Below are 15,712 nucleotides of genomic sequence, written 5' to 3' on the forward strand. Positions count from 1 at the left end.
TTGCTCACGTCAAGGCAGTCGCGCCGCTGCGACCTTAACCGGAGGAAGCCCCCGCCGTCATGCCCTGACCAGCCCCCGGGACCGCGTGGCTCCAGGATTCGCCCGGCTCACGGAATTCCGCGCGGGCCCGCCGGGAATTGGGTAAACCGGAGCTATGACCCCCCTGGGCATTGAGCTCGCCGACCGCGTCCTCGGGGGCTGGCTGGGCCGGATCGCGGGCAACATGCTCGGCAAGCCGGTCGAGCAGGGCGACCACTGGACGCGGGATCGCATCGACCGCTATCTGCGGCAGGCCGCGGCCCTGCCCCTCACCGACTACCTCCCCGAGCCCATCGACGGCGGCGTGGGGGCCGACGAGTTCGAGCTGCGGCCGGAGTGGCGGCAGTGCGTGCGCGGCCGTATCCACGGCAGCTGCCGTGACGACGACGTGGACTACGCGATCCTCGGCCTCGACCTCCTGGAGACGCACGGCTTCGGCTTCAGTACCGAGCAGGTCGGTGATCTGTGGCTGCTGCGGCTGCCGTATCTGCAGACGTTCACGGCGGAGCGGGCCGCGTACCGCAACCTCGCCAATGGGTTGAAACCGCCCCTGACGGCGACGTACGAGAATCCCTACCAGGAATGGATCGGCGCTCTCATCCGCGCCGACGTCTACGGCTGGACCTGCCCGGGTCTGCCGCGCCGCGCGGCCTCGCTGGCCCGCCGGGACGCCGTCCTCTCCCACACCGGCAACGGCGTGTACGGGGCGATGTGGGCGGCGGCGCTGATCTCGGCGGCCTTCACGGCTCCGACCGTGCGGCACGCACTGGACACGGCGCTCACGGTGATCCCCGCGAGCAGCCGCCTCGCGCGCACCGTACGCCGGGTGCTGACGCTGCACGAGACCCGGATGACCTGGGAGGACACGCTCAGCACGGTCGCCGAGGAGACCGCGGGCCTCGGCTGGATCCACACTGTCCCGAACGCCGCGGTGCTCACGGCGGGGCTCCTCTACGGCGACGGCGACTTCACCCGCACGATCACGCTGACCGTCCGCGGTGGTCTGGACACCGACTCGAACGGCGCGACCGCGGGCTCCGTCGCGGGCGTCCTGTGCGGGGCCGCCGCGGTCCCCTCGCAATGGCGGGATCCGCTCGAGGACACCGTGCGCAGTGCGGTGTTCGGCTTCGACGGGGTGCGGATCAGTGAGCTCGCGTCGCGCACGGTCGCGCTCGCGGAAGCCCAAGCCCAAGCCCAAGCCGAAGCGAAGGCCGAAGCCTAGAACCGGGTGCCTAGACCGCGGCAGGCGCGCCCGTCCTGAACGCCTCCGCCGTCACCCCCATCGCCCGCAGCAGCAGCCGGTCGCGCAGGCCGTCCGGGAGGAAGCGCAGCAGGGCGAGGGCCCGTCCGTCGCGTCCGGTGGTGTAGAGGGTGGCGGGGCGGCGGGCGGTCAGGGCTCGTACGACGGCGTTGACGGCCGGGGCGACGGGCCCGAGCGGCTGCCGGGCCGCCGCGGTCCGTACGGCGTCCAGGGCGCCCGCGTACCGGTGCCGGGTCTCGGCAGAGCCCACCCAGCCCAGGTCGGCGCTCGCCTTGTCCGCCGTGGCGAAGATGGCGGTGTCCATGGCCCCCGGCTCGACCAGGCAGACCTTGACGCCCTGGTGGCGCAGCTCCATGCGCAGGGCCTCGGTGAGCGCCGCGAGGGCGGCCTTCGACGCGGCGATCGGCCCGAAGAAGGGCGGGGTGACGCGGGCGGAGACGGCTCCGAGGTTCACGATCCGGCCGCCGACCGCGCGCAGCGCGGGCAGGAAGGCGCGGGTCACGGCCGCCTGCCCGATCACATTGACCTCGAACTGGCGGCGCCATGCCTCGGCCGGCACCAGTTCGACGGGGCCCTGCCCCATGATGCCCGCGTTGTTCACCAGGCCGTCGAGCCGGGGGCCGACGAGGTCCGCGGCAGCCGTGACGGACCCCTCGTCCGTCACGTCGAGGAGGAGGGGGTCAGCCCCGCGTCGCGGAGGGCCGCGGCGTCCGCGGGTTTGCGGTGCGCGGCGTAGACGATCCAGCCGTCCGCGCTCAGTCTCCGCGCGAGGGCGCCGCCGACACCGCCGGTGGCGCCGGTGATCACAACAGTACGGCGAGGAGTCAGCTCAGCCACAAGGGCCGCCTTTCACGCGGGAGTTCGCTGTCCCTCCCACCCTCCGCCGGGCCGCGCCCCGGTTGAAGAGTGCAGAATTTACTGGTGGCACCGACACCAGTACCGCGGGCCGGCCCTGGACAGGCATCCAAGGATCACGGCCGCAAGGCGCTCGCCGCCTTCCTGCGCTCCCGCCGCGAGCGCGCCGACCCCGCGGCGACCGGGCTGCCACCAGGGGGCCGCCGCCGCACTCCCGGGCTGCGCCGCGAGGAGGTCTCGCTGCTCTCCGGTGTGAGCCTGACCTGGTACACCTGGCTCGAACAGGGCCGTGACATCAACGTCTCCCCGCAGATCCTGCTGGCGCTGGCCCGCGTCCTCCAGCTCGACGGGGTGGAACGGGCCCACCTCTTCCGGCTCGCCCGCCTCCCGGCGCCCGAGCCCGCCGAGCGCTCCCTGGAGGTCCCGGACGCCGTCCGCACCTTCCTGGACAAGCTCATGCCCAGTCCGGCGTTCGTCATCGACCGCTGCTTCGACATCCTCGCGTGGAACCGGGCCCAGGAGTCCATCCTCGGCCCGGCCCTGCTGGACCGACCCCGACGCGAACTCAACAGCGCCTGGATGCTGTTCCGCGTTCCGGAGATCCGCGCGCTGATGCCGGAGTGGGAGCGGGAGGCCCGCTGGATGGCCCGACTGCTGCGCCAGCAGGCGGCGTACGAACTGGACAACCCGCGCTTTTCCGAACTGGTCGCTGAACTCATCGAAACCAGCGCCTACTTCGCGGAGGTCTGGGAGACCCATGACGTCGTCGAGTTCCGTTCCTCCGTACGCCGTTACCGGCACCCGGAGGCCGGCGACCTCGAGCTGTCGTACGTACGCCTGGCCTTGGAGGAGGCGCCCCGGCTCAGTCTGATCTGTCACTTCGCCGAGCCGGGCAGCGAGTCGGAGGATCGACTGCGGAGTCTCGTTACGCTTCGTGGATGACCACTCCTGACTTCGCCACCTACATCGCCGGACTGCCCCGTGTCCTCGCCGGGGCCGCCGCCCTCTTCCGTGACGCCGAGGGGCGTGTGCTGCTCGTCGAGCCGAACTACCGCGAGGGCTGGGCCCTTCCGGGCGGCACCGTCGAGTCGGACGACGGGGAGACCCCGCGGCAGGGCGCACGCCGCGAGACCGCCGAGGAGATCGGCCTCAACGTCGAACTCGGCCAGCTCCTCGCGGTCGACTGGGTGCACGGCACGGCCCGGCCTCCGCTGGTCGCGTACCTGTACGACGGCGGGGTCCTCGGCGAGGACGACCTCAAGGCGATCCGCCTGCAGGAGGAGGAGCTGCTGTCCTGGCGGCTGGTGCCGCGCGCGGAACTGGCCGAGTACCTGCCGGGCGCCCTGGGACGGCGCGTCCTCGCCGGCCTCGACGTGCTGGCCGAGGGCGCGGGGACGGCGGAGCTGGAGAACGGCCACCGGGTGGGCTGACCGGGCCACCGATATCCGTTCGCCCACCCCGTTCCCCCGTCCTACCCTCGATGACATGACCAAGCCCCTCGTCGCCATCCTCAGCGGCGCCGGGATCTCGACGGATTCCGGGATCCCGGACTACCGCGGCCCGAACGGGCTGTGGCGGCGCGATCCCGAGGCCCAGAAGCTCGTCACGTACGAGTACTACATGGGTGATCCGGAGATCCGGCGGCGGTCCTGGCAGATGCGGCGCAGGAACCGCACGCTTCAGGCGGAGCCGAACGCGGCGCATCGCGCGGTGGCCGGGCTGGAGCGGTCCGGGGTGCCGGTGCGCGTGATCACGCAGAACGTGGACGGGCTGCACCAGCTCGCCGGGATGCCCGCCCGCAAGGTGCTCGAACTGCACGGGAGTGCGCGCAGTTTCGTGTGCACCGGGTGTCATGCGCGCGGTCCGATGGAGGACGCGCTCGGGCGGGTCGAGGCCGGTGAGGCCGATCCGCCGTGCCTGGAGTGCGGGGGGATCCTGAAGTCGGCGACGGTGATGTTCGGCGAGCGGCTGGATCCGGTGGTGCTGGGTGAGGCGGTCGCGATCACCAAGGCCTGCCAGGTGTTCCTCGCGGTCGGCAGCAGTCTGCAGGTGCAGCCCGCCGCGGGACTCGCCGGGGTCGCCGCCGACGGCGGGGCGCGGCTGATCATCGTCAACGCCGAGCCGACCCCGTACGACGCTCTGGCAGACGAGGTCGTACGGGAGCCGATCGGCACGGCGCTGCCCGAACTGCTGCGCGGCCTCCAAAACAGCTAGAACAGCGCGGCGCCCTGCTCGAAGTCCAGCAGTCGCTGCTTGCGTTCCAGACCGCCGCCGTAGCCCGTGAGGCTTCCGTCGGCGCCCACCACGCGGTGGCAGGGCACGATGATGCCGATGGGGTTCTTGCCGTTGGCGAGACCCACCGCGCGCGAGGCCTTGGGGTTGCCGAGAGTGTCCGCGAGTTCGCCGTACGAACAGATCTCGCCGTACGGGATCTTCCGGAGCTGCTCCCAGACACTGCGCTGGAAGGGCGTGCCGGACATCCGCAGTTCGAGGGTGAATTCCTTCAACTCGCCACGGAAATAGGCCTGTAGCTGGTCCGTCGCCTCGTCGAAGAGCGTGTCGTCGCGCTCGCCGAAGGTCTCCTCGGGCGGGCGGTGGCGCTGGCCGACCATGTAGAGGCCGCACAGGACACCGTCGTCGGCGACGAGGGTGAGGGGGCCGTACGAGCTGTCGATGACGGTGTGCTGCTTCACTGAACGTCCTTATACGGGCAGGAAGTTGATGGGGTGGCTGTCGGTTGCCCAGAGGTACTGGACCGCGTAGGCGCGCCAGGGACGCCAGGCCGCGGCGCGGGCCGTGAGGGCGGCCGGGGTGGAGGGCAGACCCAGCTCCTGGGCGGCGCGCCGGATTCCGAGGTCGGTGGGGAGGAAGGCGTCGGGGTCGCCCAGGCCGCGCATCGCGATGACGTCGACGGTCCAGGGGCCGAAGCCGGGGAGGTCGAGGAGCCGGGCCCGGGCCTCGGCCCAGTCGCTCTCCACCCCCAAGTGGATGGTGCCGTCGGCGAGTTGGCGTGCCAGCGTGGTGAACGTGATGCGGCGGGTGCGCGGCATGGCGAGCGACTCGGGGTCGAGTGCGGCGAGCGCCTCGGGCGAGGGGAAGAGATGGGTGAGGCCGCCCTCCGGGTCGTCGACCGTTTCGCCGTGCGCGGTGACCAGCCGGGCCGCGTGGGTGCGCGCCGCCGCCGTGGAGACCTGCTGGCCCAGCACGGCCCGTACGGCGAACTCGGACTCGTCGACGGTGCGCGGCACCCGGCGGCCGGGGGCTTTGTCCACCAGCGGCGCCAGCACCGGATCCGTACGCAACTGGTCGTCGACCGCGACCGGGTCGGCGTCCAGGTCGAGCATGCGGCGGCAGCGGCTGATCGCGACGGGCAGGTCACGCAGGTCGCTGAGGGTCAGGCGGCAGGCGATGTGGTCCGGCTGCGGCGTCAGAGCGACTATCCCGTGTCCGTACGGCAGGCGCAGGGTGCGCCGGTACGCGCCCGCGCGCCACTCCTCCACACCGGGTACGGCGGTGGCCGCGAGGTGGCCGAAGAGGTTGTCGGGGTTGAGCGGGGCGCGGAAGGGGAGCCGCAGGCTCAGCACGCCCGGCGTGGGGGTGGCTCCCGCGCGCTTCTTGGGCAGGCGGGCGCGCAGCTCGCTCGGTGAGAGCGCGAAGACCTCGCGCACGGTGTCGTTGAAGGCGCGGATCGAGGAGAAACCCGCGGCGAAGGCGATCTCCGCCATGGGGAGCGGTGTGGTCTCGATGAGCAGCCGCGCGGTCTGGGCGCGTTGGGCCCGGGCGAGCGCCAGCGGTCCGGCGCCCAGCTCGGCCAGGAGCTGCCGCTCGATCTGGCGGGTGCTGTAGCCGAGGCGGGTGGCCAGGCCAGGTACGCCCTCGCGGTCCACGACACCGTCGCCGATCAGGCGCATCGCGCGGGCGACCAGGTCGGCGCGCTGGTTCCACTCGGGCGAGCCGGGGCTGGTGTCCGGGCGGCACCGCTTGCAGGCCCGGAATCCGGCCTGCTGGCAGGCGGCGGCGCTCGGGAAGAACGTCATGTTCTCCGCCTTCGGCGGCACGACAGGACAGCTGGGCCGACAGTAGATCCTCGTGGTGAGAACCGCCGTGAAGAACCATCCGTCGAAGCGTGCGTCCTTCGACTGGACGGCGCGCAGGCAGCGCTCGGTATCCGTGTGCATCCCGTTCTGCATGCCTCCAGCATCGACGAAGGGCGGGGCCGGGGCTGGCAGAAATCCGACATCTACGTGGCGTGGCCTGGGCCGCGCTCTCCGGCGGCCTGAGCCGCCTTCACCCTACCGGCCGCCCCGCGCCACGCGCTCTCCCGCAGCAGCCGCAGTCCGTTGAGGCCGACGATGACCGTGGACCCCTCGTGCCCCGCGACGCCGAGCGGCAGTGGCCGGACCTCCGTCACCCGCGGCATCCCCTCGGTCAGCGTGCCGGTCTTGTCGAACGCGATCGCGTCGACCTGTCCCAGCCGCTCCATCACCACGGCCGACTTGACCAGCACGCCGTGCCGGCCGGCGGTGGCGATCGCGGACAGCAGCGGCGGCATGGTGGCCAGCACCACCGCGCACGGCGATGCCACGATCATGAAGGTCATCGCCCGCAGGAGGGCGCCCGTGAGGTCCGCGCCGAAGGCCAGCGGCACCACGAAGACGCCGAGCGTGGCGGCCACCACGCCCACCGCGTACCGCTGTTCGACCTTCTCGATGAACAGCTGCGTCGGCGCCTTGGTGCGCGAGGCGTCCTCGACGAGGGTGACGATCCTGGCGATCACCGAGTCGGCGGGGTCGCGCTCGACGCGGACGCGCAGCGCGCCGGTGCCGTTGAGGGTGCCCGCGAAGACCTCGTCACCGGGGGCCTTCGCGACCGGCAGCGGTTCGCCGGTGATGGTCGCCTGGTCGGCCTCGCTGGTGCCGTCGATCACCCGCCCGTCGGCGCCGATCCGCTCCCCCGGCCGGATCAACAGGACGTCGCCCACGGCGAATTGGTCGGTGGGGACCGACTCCTCGCCGTCGGGAGTCACCCTGGTCGCCGTGGCGGGTGCCAGGTCGAGCAGTCCCCGTCGGAGTCGGCGGTACGGGCGGTGGCCAGGGCTTCCAGGGCGCCCGAGGTGGCGAAGATGACGATCAGCAGGGCGCCGTCCAGGACCTGCCCGATGGCGGCGGCACCCAGGGCGGCGACGATCATCAGCAGGTCGACGTCCAGGGTCTTCTCCCGCAGGGCCCTCAGTCCTTCGAGGGCGGGCTCCCAGCCTCCGGCGGCGTACGCGATCGCGTAGAGCGGTCCGTACGTCCAGCCGGGCGCGCCGCCCAGGTGCGGGGGGAGGGCGAGCAGGAAGGCGGCGGTGGCGAGGAGCGCCCAGCGGGCCTCGGGCAGCGCGAGAGGACGGGTGCGGCGTCGCGGGGGCGCCGGGGCGGGGCGGCCGGTGACGGGCGACGGGGCGAGAGTGGGAGACACGTGCGGCACCATACAGGAACATATGAAGAGTCGTTCATTCCTTCATGCGCGGTGAGTAAGATACCGCCCATGGGTCATGGAGCGGTCACCGCCACGCAGGACGCCACCGCGCGCGTACGGCTGGACGCGGCCAACGTCACGAAGGTCGCCACCACGCTCCAGGCGCTGTCGACCCCCTCCCGCCTGCTGATCCTCGCGCGACTGCGCGAAGGCCCGCTGCCGGCCACCGAGTTGGCGGCGGCGGTGGGCATGGAGCAGTCCGCCTGCTCGCACCAGCTGCGCCTGCTGCGCAATCTGGGCCTGGTCGTCGGTGAGCGCAGCGGCCGGTCGGTGGTGTACGCGCTGCACGACCACCATGTCGCCGAACTCCTCGACCAGGCCGTCTTCCACGTCGAGCACCTGCGGCTCGGCCTCAGTGACGCGCCCGACTGAGGTGACGCGGGCGCCCGCGTCACAGATGCGGCCGCTGTACGCCGCCGGGTTCACCACCGCGTTCGGGGCGCACGGCATCGCGGCCAACCTGGGCGCTCACTCCGGGGACCGTGTCACCTCGCTGCTCGTTCTGGGCGGACTGCTGGCCCTCTACGACGGGGCCGAGGTGCTGCTGAAGCCGGTGTTCGGCACGGTCGCCGACCGGATCGGTGCGCGGCCCGTACTGCTCGGCGGGCTCGTCGCCTTCGCCGCCGCCTCCGCGCTGTATGTCGTGGCGGACCGTCCGGGCCTGCTGTGGGCCGCCCGGCTCGGCCAGGGGGCGGCGGCCTCGGCGTTCTCGCCCGCGGCCTCCGCGCTGGTGGCCCGGCTGAATCCGGCCGCGAAGCGCGGGCGGGCGTACGGGAGTTACGGCTTCTACAAGTCCCTCGGCTACACCCTGGGTCCGCTGCTGGGGGGTGTGCTCGTGTGGGCGGGCGGGCTGCGGCTGCTGTTCGGCGTGCTCACGGCGCTGGGAGCGGTCGTCGCCGGGTGGGCGGCGCTGTCGGTACCCCGGGTGCCGCCGCTGCCGCGTGCCCGGCAGACGGTTCTCGATCTGGCGCGGCGGCTGGCCGACCCCGCCTTCCTCACGCCGACGGCGGCCCTCGCGGGCGCGACGGCCGCGCTCTCCGTGGGCGTGGGTTTCCTCCCCGTCTCCGGTGCCGCCGCGGGCCTCGGGACGGTGACCACGGGCGCCGCGGTCTCGGTCCTCGCGGCCTGCGCGGCGGTCGTCCAGCCGCGCGCCGGGCGGGCGTTGGACGCCGGCCGGCTGACCGCCCGCGCGGGGATCGGCGCCGGACTGCTGACCGCCGCCGCGGGGTTCGGCTGCGCGACGCTGCCCGGCCTGACGGGCGTCCTCCTCGCGGCGGCCCTGATCGGCACCGGCACGGGCCTGATCACTCCCCTGGGCTTCGCCTCCCTCGCCTCCACCACCCCCGAGGAACGACTCGGCCAGACGATGGGCGCCGCCGAACTCGGGCGTGAACTGGGCGACGCGGGCGGCCCGCTACTCGTCGCGACGGTCGCCACCGCGGCGACCTTGACGTACGGGTTCGCGGCGATGGCCGTGGTGCTGGTGGTGGGCCCGGTGGTCGGGTGCGTGATGCGGGGGCGCGGGCACGCGGGACTTCGGGCGAGGCGGTAGCCCGGCCGCGCGGAGGCGCGGAGGCGCGGAGGCGCGGAGGCGCGGAGGCGCGAGGTCAGCCACCCGGGGCGGCCGCAAGCGTGGCCGTCAGCGGGGTTCTTCGCCCTGGGCGACCTCCACCTCGTGGTGGAAGGCGAGGATGCCGGCCGTTGAGGCGCTGGCTGAGACGGTCGCGCAGACGGCGAGGAGGAGGGCGACCCAGGGGGCGGCGCGGGGGCGGCGCGCGGGGGCGGCGAGGAGAGCCGCCACGCGCTGGGGGACGGGGCCGGTGGTGGCCGCGGGGGCGAAGTCGGGACGGGTGGAACGGGACGCCCGGGTGGCCAGGGCGGCACGGGCGATGGCGCGGGCGGTCAGGCGCCGGTCTCCGACCGCGATGGCCGCGGCCTCGTCGGCGGTGCGTTCCACGGCGAGCGCGACGAGCGCGCGGACCGGGCGCAGACCGGGGTGACAGTGGGCCGCGAGTTCGGCCGCGACGAGGAAGCGGTGGTGGCCGCCCGCGTTGTGGGCCCGCTCATGCGCGAAGAGGACCTCGCGTTCGTCGGGGCCGAGGGTGCGGAGCATCGCCGTGGTGACGACGATGCGATGCGGACGGCCCGGCAGGGCGTACGCGTCCGGGTGCGGTGAGTCGATGACGCACAGGTCGCCCGCGGTGGGACGGCGGTCGGCCTGCGTACGGGCGGCGCGGAAGGCGCGCAGTTGCCGCAGGGCCGAGCGGGCGAGGGTCCAGGCGCCGACGGTGAGCGCGCCGGTGGCGGCGGCCGCCGCGGGCAGGACGACGACGTCCGAGGCGGTGTGCAGGGGATGGACGAGGTCGCCGAGGCCCGCGAAGACCGGCAGCTTGAACAGCCCGGTCAGGACCAGCGCGCCCAGTGCGGCGACGGAGGCTCCGGCCAGCACCACGATCGCGAGGGTCAGCGCCCACAGCGCGGCCGCCGGCGCGAGACGCTCGAGGCAGCGGCGGGCCAGCGGCGGCACGGCGAAGGGCACCAGCAGCGGGATCAGCAGCAGAGCCGTCATTCCTCACCCGATTCCAGCAGGTCGCGCAGCAGGCGCTCGTCGTCGGGGCTGAGCTGGGCGACGAACCGGGCGAGCGCCGTCTCACGGTCGTCGTCCCGGTCGAGTTCGGAGTGCATGCGTCGGGCGGTGAGACCGTGCGGGTCCTGGACCGGGAAGTACGCGTAGCCCCGTCCCTGCCGCTCCCGGCCGACGATGCCCTTCTCGTGCAGCCGTGACAGGATCGTGGTCACGGTCGTGCGCGCCAGGCCGGAGTTCAGCTCCATCTGGACGCGCCCCGGCGTGAGAGGTGCGCCCGCGGCCCAGAGGGCGGCCATCACGCCGGCCTCCAGCTCGCCCGCCGGCCGGCGTTCGTCCTTCGCACTGCTCATGGGAACGATCCTCACCCCGCCATCGTCTACAGTTCAGTAGACCGTCTACAGGATTGTAGTCACTCGGGTACGGCTCGATCGTACCCACCCGTCCAGTATGAGAGGGCACGCGCCGATGACCGCACCTTTGCTCGAGGCTTCACAGCTCGCGGTGAACATTCTCAGCGCCCAGTCCCTGCTCGCCGCCTTCGGCGTCCTGGGCGTGGGCGTGGTGATGTTCGCCGAGACCGGGCTGCTGATCGGCTTCTTCCTGCCCGGCGACTCCCTGCTGTTCACGGCGGGCCTGCTGTGCACCGGCTCGGGCCATGGCGGCCTGAAGCTGTCGCTGGCCCCGCTGCTGGTCGCCGCCGCGGTGGGCGCGCTGGCCGGTGCGCAGTGCGGTTACCTCATCGGACGGAAGGCGGGCGGGACGCTCCTCGCCCGCAGTGACTCGCCCCGGCTGCACGCGGGCGCGCAACGCGCCGAGGAGCTGCTGGAGCGCTATGGATACGCGAAGGCGATCGTGCTGGCCCGCTTCGTGCCAGTGGTGCGTACGGTGCTGAACCCCATGGCGGGCGCCCTGCACGTGCCCGTGCGGACCTTCACCGTATGGCAGGTGGTCGGCGGTCTCGTCTGGAGCCTCGGCCTCACCCTCGGGGGGTACGCGCTGGGCTCGTCGATTCCGAACGTCGACCGCTATCTGCTTCCCATGATCGCGCTGATCGTCGCCGTGTCGCTGATCCCGCTCGCCGCCGAGCTGTACCGCTCCCGCCGCACCGCCGCCACGGAGAAGGAGGCCCAGGGATGACCCTGGCCTTCGACGGCTCCTCCATCGACGGCTCCGCCTACACGTATGTCGTGGACCTCGCCCAGGACTCCCCCTCGTGGCTGGACAGCCTGGTGTCCACCTGGTCGACGTACGGGCTCGGACTGTTCGCCGTGCTCATGACCCTGGGCTGGTGGCAGGCGCGGCGGGTGAGCGCCCGGGCCGCGCTGGTCGCGCTCGCCGTACCGCTGATCGTGGTCGTGGCGTACGCGGTCGATCTCGGCCTCAAACTGGTGGTGCGCGAGGACCGGCCCTGTCAGAGCCTGCGGGTGGCGACGCTGGAGGCGTGTCCGGCATCGGGTGACTGGTCGTTCCCCAGCAACCACGCGGCCATCGCCGCCGCGGCGGCCGTCGCGCTGCTCTTCGTGTCCCGCCGACTCGGCACCCTCGCGGTGCTGGCCGCCTGCGCCATGGCCGTCTCCCGGGTCTGGGTGGGCGTGCACTATCCGCACGACGTCGCGGCCGGTGTCCTGGTCGGCACCTTGACCGCGATGCCGCTGGCGGCGTGGCTGTCCAGGGCCCCCGACACACTGGCCCACCGGCTGACCCGGTCGAGGCTGAGAGTCCTGCTGGTCGCCCCGCAGCTCGCGCGGAGCGGGTGAGGCAGGAGCATGCGCCAGCGGATCCTGGTCGTGGAGGACGACCACGCCCTGCGTGATGTCCTGCTGCGCGGACTGCGGGACGAGGGCTTCGACACCGTGCCCGCCCCGGACGGGGCGACCGCGCTCCGGCTGGCCGGGGACGACGTGGACGCGGCCGTGCTCGACGTCGGGCTGCCGGACGCGGACGGGCGGGACGTGTGCCAGGCGATCCGGGCCAACGGCTTCCTCTCCCCCGTGATCTTTCTGACGGCCCATCACCACCTCACGGACCGGCTGGCGGGCTTCTCGGCAGGAGGGGACGACTATCTGCCCAAGCCGTTCCATCTCACGGAGCTGGCCGCGCGGCTGCGAGCGGCCCTCAAGCGCACCGGCCCGGTTCCGACGGCGACGACCGGCGATCTCACCCTGGACCCGGTCGGGCACAGCCTGACCGTGCGGGGCACCCGGGTCGATCTGACCCCGACGGAGTTCCGCCTGCTGGCCGTGCTCATGGCGGCGGCCGGGGACATCGTGCGCAGACGGGAGCTGATCAGGGCGGGCTGGCCGGAAGGCGCCCAGGTCAGCGACAACACGCTGGACCAGTATCTGACCCGGCTGCGCCGCAAGCTTCGGGACGGCGGCAGCAAGATGACCGTCACGACCGCGCGCGGTATCGGGCACCGCCTGTCATGACGGCGTTCGCCTCCCGGTGGTGGCCGCACACCCTGCGCGGCCGGCTGTCTCTGGTCGCGCTGACCACCGCCACGTTGCTGATGGTGATCCTCACCGTCGCGTTCAACACCGTCGTACAGCGCCACCTCCAGCACCAGGCGGACGACGAGTTGCGCGCGCGAGCCGCCGCCGTCGCCGCGACCGTCGACACCAGCGGCTCCCGGGTGCGGGTCCTGGAGACGCCGGGCGAGGAACTCCTGGATACGAACGTGTGGCTCTACGCGGACGACCAGCTCCTGGAAAAACCCCCTTCCGCCACCGCCACAGGCCCGCTGACCCGCGCCGCCGACCGGCTCGCCGCGCAACACGGCCCGCACTGCGTCACGGTCCACAGCAACGGCGCGGCCCGGCTCTGCTCGCGGCCCGTGCCCGGTGACAAGGGCGCCGCGGCCGTCGTCACCGCGCTGGACCTGGCCCCCTATCGCAGCTCGGCCGACACCCTGCTCCTCGCGTCGCTCGCGCTCGACGCGGTCATGCTCGCCTGCACGTACGCGCTGACCCGGCTGGCAGTAGGGCGCGCGCTGCGTCCCGTGCGCACCATGACCGACCACGCCACCCAGTGGAGCGCCATAGCCTCCGAGGAACGCTTCGGGAGCGTTGCCCGGCCCGCCGAACTGGCCCAGCTCGGCGGCTCGCTGGACGCCCTCCTGGACCGCATCCGCGCAGTGCTGCGGCATGAGCAGCAGCTCACCCGGGAGCTTTCGCACGAGCTGCGCAATCCGCTCGCCCGGATCATCGCCGAGCTCGACTGGTGGCAGGCCCGCCCCCGCTCCGCCGCCGACACGCGGACCACGCACGAGGCCATCGCGGACGCCGCCCAGTCCATGCGCACGATCTGCGACACCCTCCTCGACGACGCCCGCGACAGCGCGTCCAGCGCGCCCGGCACCACCGACGTGGTGCCCGTGCTGCGCCGGCTCGCGGACCGCGCCGCGGCGAGGTCGGGGGTGGAGGTCGTCGTCTCCGGGCAGCAGACCGGCCTGGCGGCGGGTGTGCCGGACGCCCTCCTGGAACGCATCGTCAGCCCCCTGCTCGACAACGCGCTGCGGCACGCGCACACCCGGGTCGAGATCCGGGCCTGCGCGCGCCCCGGCGGCGTACGGGTCGACGTCCTGGACGACGGCCCCGGCGTACCCCCGTCGTTCACGGCGCAGCTCTTCCAGCCCGGCCGCCGCGCCGATCCCCTGGACGGACACGGCGGAGCGGGCCTGGGGCTGCCGCTCTCGCGACGCCTGGCCCGCTCCGCCGGTGGGGAGGTGCGCCACGACGAGCGGCACACCTCCGGCGCGAAGTTCGTGGTCAGCCTTCCTGCGGGGTGAGCCGTTCGGTCTCGGCGACGTCCCGGCGCGTCACCGTGAGGTACACCACCAGGCCGAGAATGACCGCGAGGAACAGCACGCTGGTGACCACGGTGCCGAAGCCCAGGCCGCCGTCGCCGGTCGGCTGCGACAGGTAGTCGCCGATGGAGGCGCCCAGCGGGCGGGTGAGGATGTACGCGATCCAGAAGCTCAGCACGGCGTTCAGGCCGGCACCTGGAGCCAGAACGCATCCTGACTGCTGTGCGGGGCCGTCCTGGCCGACGGCTGCGGCGCGGCATCCGTCCGGCGGACGGCTACGGCGCGGAATCGTCCTGGCGGACCGGGACCAGCAGGGTGAACGTGGTGGGGTCACCGCTCGCCAGGAAGAGCCTGCCGCCCAGCGAGACGGCCAGGTCGCGGGCGAGGGCGAGACCGATGCCCGTACCGCCCGCGCCGCCGCCCGTCTGCCCGCGGGCGAAGAGCCGGGCCGGTTCGGTGTCCAGGGTGCCTTCGTCGGTGACGTCGAAGGCGAGGGCGTCGTCGAGGTCCCGGACGGCGACGCGGACGCTGCCGTGTCCGTGTGCACGGGCGTTGTCCAGCAGGACGCCGAGGATTTCGGCGACGGGCCCGCCCGGGACGCGTACGTCGGCCGGCGCGTCCCGGGTATCGCTGTCCAGGCGTCTGCCGTCCTGGGCGAAGAGCCCGTGCCAGCGCTCGTCGGTCTCCTCCAGGAGCTGTGCCACCGGCCGGTCCGCCGTGGCCCGGTGCGGTGGGCCGGGTGAGCCGGCCAGGCGCAGCACCTCCTCCACCGTGTGGTGCAGACGGCGGGTGGACGCGAGGGCCTCCTCCAGGACGGGACGCAGCTGGTCGTCGTCCCGTTCGAGGCCCGCCTCAAGAGTGAGCTGGAGGCCGGTCAGTGGGGTGCGCAGCTGGTGGGAGGCGTTGGCGGTGAAGTCGCGCTCGTGCCGCAGGAGTTCGGAGAGGCTGTGCAGCATGTCGTTGTGCGTGCGGGCGACCTGGTCGATCTCGGCGATGGTGCTGGGGGCGGCCCGGGCGGTCAGGTCGCCGTCGGTCACGGCCCGGCAGTGCCGGGAGAGGTCCTCCAGCGGCGCTGCGAGAACCCACGCCTGCCGACGGGCGACGAGGACGGCGACAGCGAGGGCGAGCACGGCCGCCCCGAGCAGGGCCGCCCAGCCCAGGAACACCCGGTTGCGCACGGCCGACACGGCGGAAGAGGCCCGGACGACACCGATCACCCGCTCGGCGTGGGAGACGGGTACGGCGACCACGAGCTCGCCGTCCGACTGGGAACGGGCGACCCCGCGAAACGCCCGGCGGACCGTGTCGTCCCCCGTCTGGGGACCGCTGCCCGCGTGCAGGCGCAGGCTCGGGTCGTACAGGCCGAGGCGTTCGCCGGCCCCCGGTGACGGCAGCTCCGGCGGGTCGCCGGTCGCGTAGTCCGGGTTCACGCGGACGGCGGCGGCCAAGGCCGCCCGTTCGAGGGTGTCCCGCTGGTCGGCGTACAGGGAGGACCGGATGGCGAGGGCCAGCGGGATCGCGAGGAGGATCAGCGCGACCAGGACCGCGGTGAGGGCCACCCGCACGACACGCTGTCTCATGCCTTCATCATGCGGGCCGTCCGCCCTCTCGCGCCGAGCCCGCCACGCGCTTTTGCCGTCGTCTA

General features: G+C 73.2%; 17 protein-coding genes and 2 pseudogenes. 10 read left to right on the plus strand and 9 right to left on the minus strand.

The genetic code is table 11. The features are described from left to right. Positions 1 to 154 precede the first annotated feature (154 nt). Positions 155 to 1,261 carry an ADP-ribosylglycohydrolase family protein gene (locus AB0D27_RS21995; RefSeq protein WP_362511263.1) on the plus strand — a complete coding sequence of 369 codons (1,107 nt, stop codon included), beginning with the start codon at positions 155 to 157 and terminating at the stop codon, positions 1,259 to 1,261. A gap of 10 nt (positions 1,262 to 1,271) precedes the next feature. Here the strand turns inward: AB0D27_RS21995 and AB0D27_RS22000 are convergent, their stop codons facing one another. Continuing rightward, entirely contained in the window at positions 1,272 to 1,964 is a 693-nt protein-coding gene (locus AB0D27_RS22000) for an SDR family NAD(P)-dependent oxidoreductase (RefSeq protein WP_362511265.1), read from the minus strand. After that, the gene (locus AB0D27_RS22005; protein WP_362511267.1) at positions 1,961 to 2,137 is read right to left on the minus strand and encodes a hypothetical protein; all 177 of its coding nucleotides are present in this window, start codon (positions 2,135 to 2,137) and stop codon (positions 1,961 to 1,963) included. Before AB0D27_RS22005 ends, AB0D27_RS22000 begins: the two co-directional genes overlap by 4 nt. A gap of 84 nt (positions 2,138 to 2,221) precedes the next feature. Here AB0D27_RS22005 and AB0D27_RS22010 point away from each other — a divergent pair, with 84 nt between their 5' ends. From AB0D27_RS22010 to AB0D27_RS22020, 3 genes are read left to right on the plus strand one after another with little or no spacing between them, the layout of a single operon-like run. Next, a complete protein-coding gene (locus tag AB0D27_RS22010) occupies positions 2,222 to 3,097 on the plus strand; it encodes a helix-turn-helix transcriptional regulator (RefSeq protein WP_362511270.1) in 876 nt (291 codons plus the stop codon). Beyond that, positions 3,094 to 3,585, plus strand: a complete 492-nt coding sequence (locus AB0D27_RS22015; protein ID WP_362511273.1) for an NUDIX hydrolase — start codon at positions 3,094 to 3,096, stop codon at positions 3,583 to 3,585. The genes AB0D27_RS22010 and AB0D27_RS22015 overlap by 4 nt, the downstream gene beginning before the upstream one ends. A gap of 55 nt (positions 3,586 to 3,640) precedes the next feature. After that, positions 3,641 to 4,369, plus strand: a complete 729-nt coding sequence (locus tag AB0D27_RS22020) for a Sir2 family NAD-dependent protein deacetylase (RefSeq protein WP_362511276.1) — start codon at positions 3,641 to 3,643, stop codon at positions 4,367 to 4,369. On the opposite strand, the gene AB0D27_RS22025 is transcribed toward AB0D27_RS22020, so the two are convergent. From AB0D27_RS22025 to AB0D27_RS22035, 3 genes and pseudogenes are all read right to left on the minus strand, one after another. Continuing rightward, positions 4,366 to 4,848, minus strand: coding sequence for a methylated-DNA--[protein]-cysteine S-methyltransferase (locus AB0D27_RS22025; RefSeq protein WP_362511279.1), 483 nt, complete (start codon positions 4,846 to 4,848; stop codon positions 4,366 to 4,368). The two genes, AB0D27_RS22020 and AB0D27_RS22025, sit on opposite strands and share 4 nt — an antisense overlap. 9 nt (positions 4,849 to 4,857) lie before the next feature. Then, positions 4,858 to 6,345: an AlkA N-terminal domain-containing protein gene (locus AB0D27_RS22030; RefSeq protein ID WP_362511282.1), complete on the minus strand. Its 1,488-nt coding sequence runs from the start codon at positions 6,343 to 6,345 to the stop codon at positions 4,858 to 4,860. A gap of 197 nt (positions 6,346 to 6,542) precedes the next feature. Further along, positions 6,543 to 7,627, minus strand: a pseudogene (locus AB0D27_RS22035) (HAD-IC family P-type ATPase); the annotation flags it as partial. A gap of 57 nt (positions 7,628 to 7,684) precedes the next feature. On the opposite strand from AB0D27_RS22035, the gene AB0D27_RS22040 reads away from it, so the two are divergent. Both AB0D27_RS22040 and AB0D27_RS22045 read left to right on the plus strand, forming a co-directional pair. Continuing rightward, a complete protein-coding gene (locus AB0D27_RS22040; RefSeq protein ID WP_362511285.1) occupies positions 7,685 to 8,047 on the plus strand; it encodes a metalloregulator ArsR/SmtB family transcription factor in 363 nt (120 codons plus the stop codon). Between the two features lie 25 nt (positions 8,048 to 8,072). After that, entirely contained in the window at positions 8,073 to 9,227 is a 1,155-nt protein-coding gene (locus tag AB0D27_RS22045; RefSeq protein WP_362511439.1) for an MFS transporter, read from the plus strand. A gap of 87 nt (positions 9,228 to 9,314) precedes the next feature. Here the strand turns inward: AB0D27_RS22045 and AB0D27_RS22050 are convergent, their stop codons facing one another. Both AB0D27_RS22050 and AB0D27_RS22055 read right to left on the minus strand, forming a co-directional pair. Continuing rightward, positions 9,315 to 10,244: a M56 family metallopeptidase gene (locus AB0D27_RS22050; RefSeq protein ID WP_362511287.1), complete on the minus strand. Its 930-nt coding sequence runs from the start codon at positions 10,242 to 10,244 to the stop codon at positions 9,315 to 9,317. Beyond that, positions 10,241 to 10,612, minus strand: a complete 372-nt coding sequence (locus AB0D27_RS22055) for a BlaI/MecI/CopY family transcriptional regulator (protein ID WP_362511290.1) — start codon at positions 10,610 to 10,612, stop codon at positions 10,241 to 10,243. The genes AB0D27_RS22050 and AB0D27_RS22055 overlap by 4 nt, the downstream gene beginning before the upstream one ends. Before the next feature lie 115 nt (positions 10,613 to 10,727). Between AB0D27_RS22055 and AB0D27_RS22060 the strand changes: the two genes are divergently transcribed. The 4 genes from AB0D27_RS22060 to AB0D27_RS22075 are packed head-to-tail and all read left to right on the plus strand — an operon-like array spanning position 10,728 to position 14,049. Further along, a complete protein-coding gene (locus AB0D27_RS22060) occupies positions 10,728 to 11,399 on the plus strand; it encodes a DedA family protein (RefSeq protein WP_362511292.1) in 672 nt (223 codons plus the stop codon). Next, positions 11,396 to 12,019, plus strand: coding sequence for a phosphatase PAP2 family protein (locus AB0D27_RS22065; protein ID WP_362511295.1), 624 nt, complete (start codon positions 11,396 to 11,398; stop codon positions 12,017 to 12,019). Before AB0D27_RS22060 ends, AB0D27_RS22065 begins: the two co-directional genes overlap by 4 nt. 9 nt (positions 12,020 to 12,028) lie before the next feature. After that, complete coding sequence (locus AB0D27_RS22070) at positions 12,029 to 12,691, plus strand: response regulator transcription factor (RefSeq protein WP_362511298.1); 663 nt, start codon at positions 12,029 to 12,031, stop codon at positions 12,689 to 12,691. Next, positions 12,688 to 14,049, plus strand: a complete 1,362-nt coding sequence (locus AB0D27_RS22075) for a HAMP domain-containing sensor histidine kinase (RefSeq protein ID WP_362511301.1) — start codon at positions 12,688 to 12,690, stop codon at positions 14,047 to 14,049. The genes AB0D27_RS22070 and AB0D27_RS22075 overlap by 4 nt, the downstream gene beginning before the upstream one ends. Here AB0D27_RS22075 and AB0D27_RS22080 read toward each other — a convergent pair. Together AB0D27_RS22080 and AB0D27_RS22085 are read right to left on the minus strand one after the other, a co-directional pair. Next, positions 14,030 to 14,257 (minus strand): annotated as a pseudogene (locus tag AB0D27_RS22080) (hypothetical protein); the annotation flags it as partial. The gene AB0D27_RS22075 and the pseudogene AB0D27_RS22080 overlap by 20 nt on opposite strands. An 85-nt stretch (positions 14,258 to 14,342) precedes the next feature. Further along, on the minus strand, positions 14,343 to 15,647 hold the full coding sequence (locus AB0D27_RS22085) for a HAMP domain-containing sensor histidine kinase (RefSeq protein WP_362511304.1): 1,305 nt from the start codon (positions 15,645 to 15,647) through the stop codon (positions 14,343 to 14,345). Positions 15,648 to 15,712 lie beyond the last annotated feature (65 nt).

This window comes from Streptomyces sp. NPDC048415 (genome assembly GCF_040651675.1).
GTDB lineage: Bacteria > Actinomycetota > Actinomycetes > Streptomycetales > Streptomycetaceae > Streptomyces.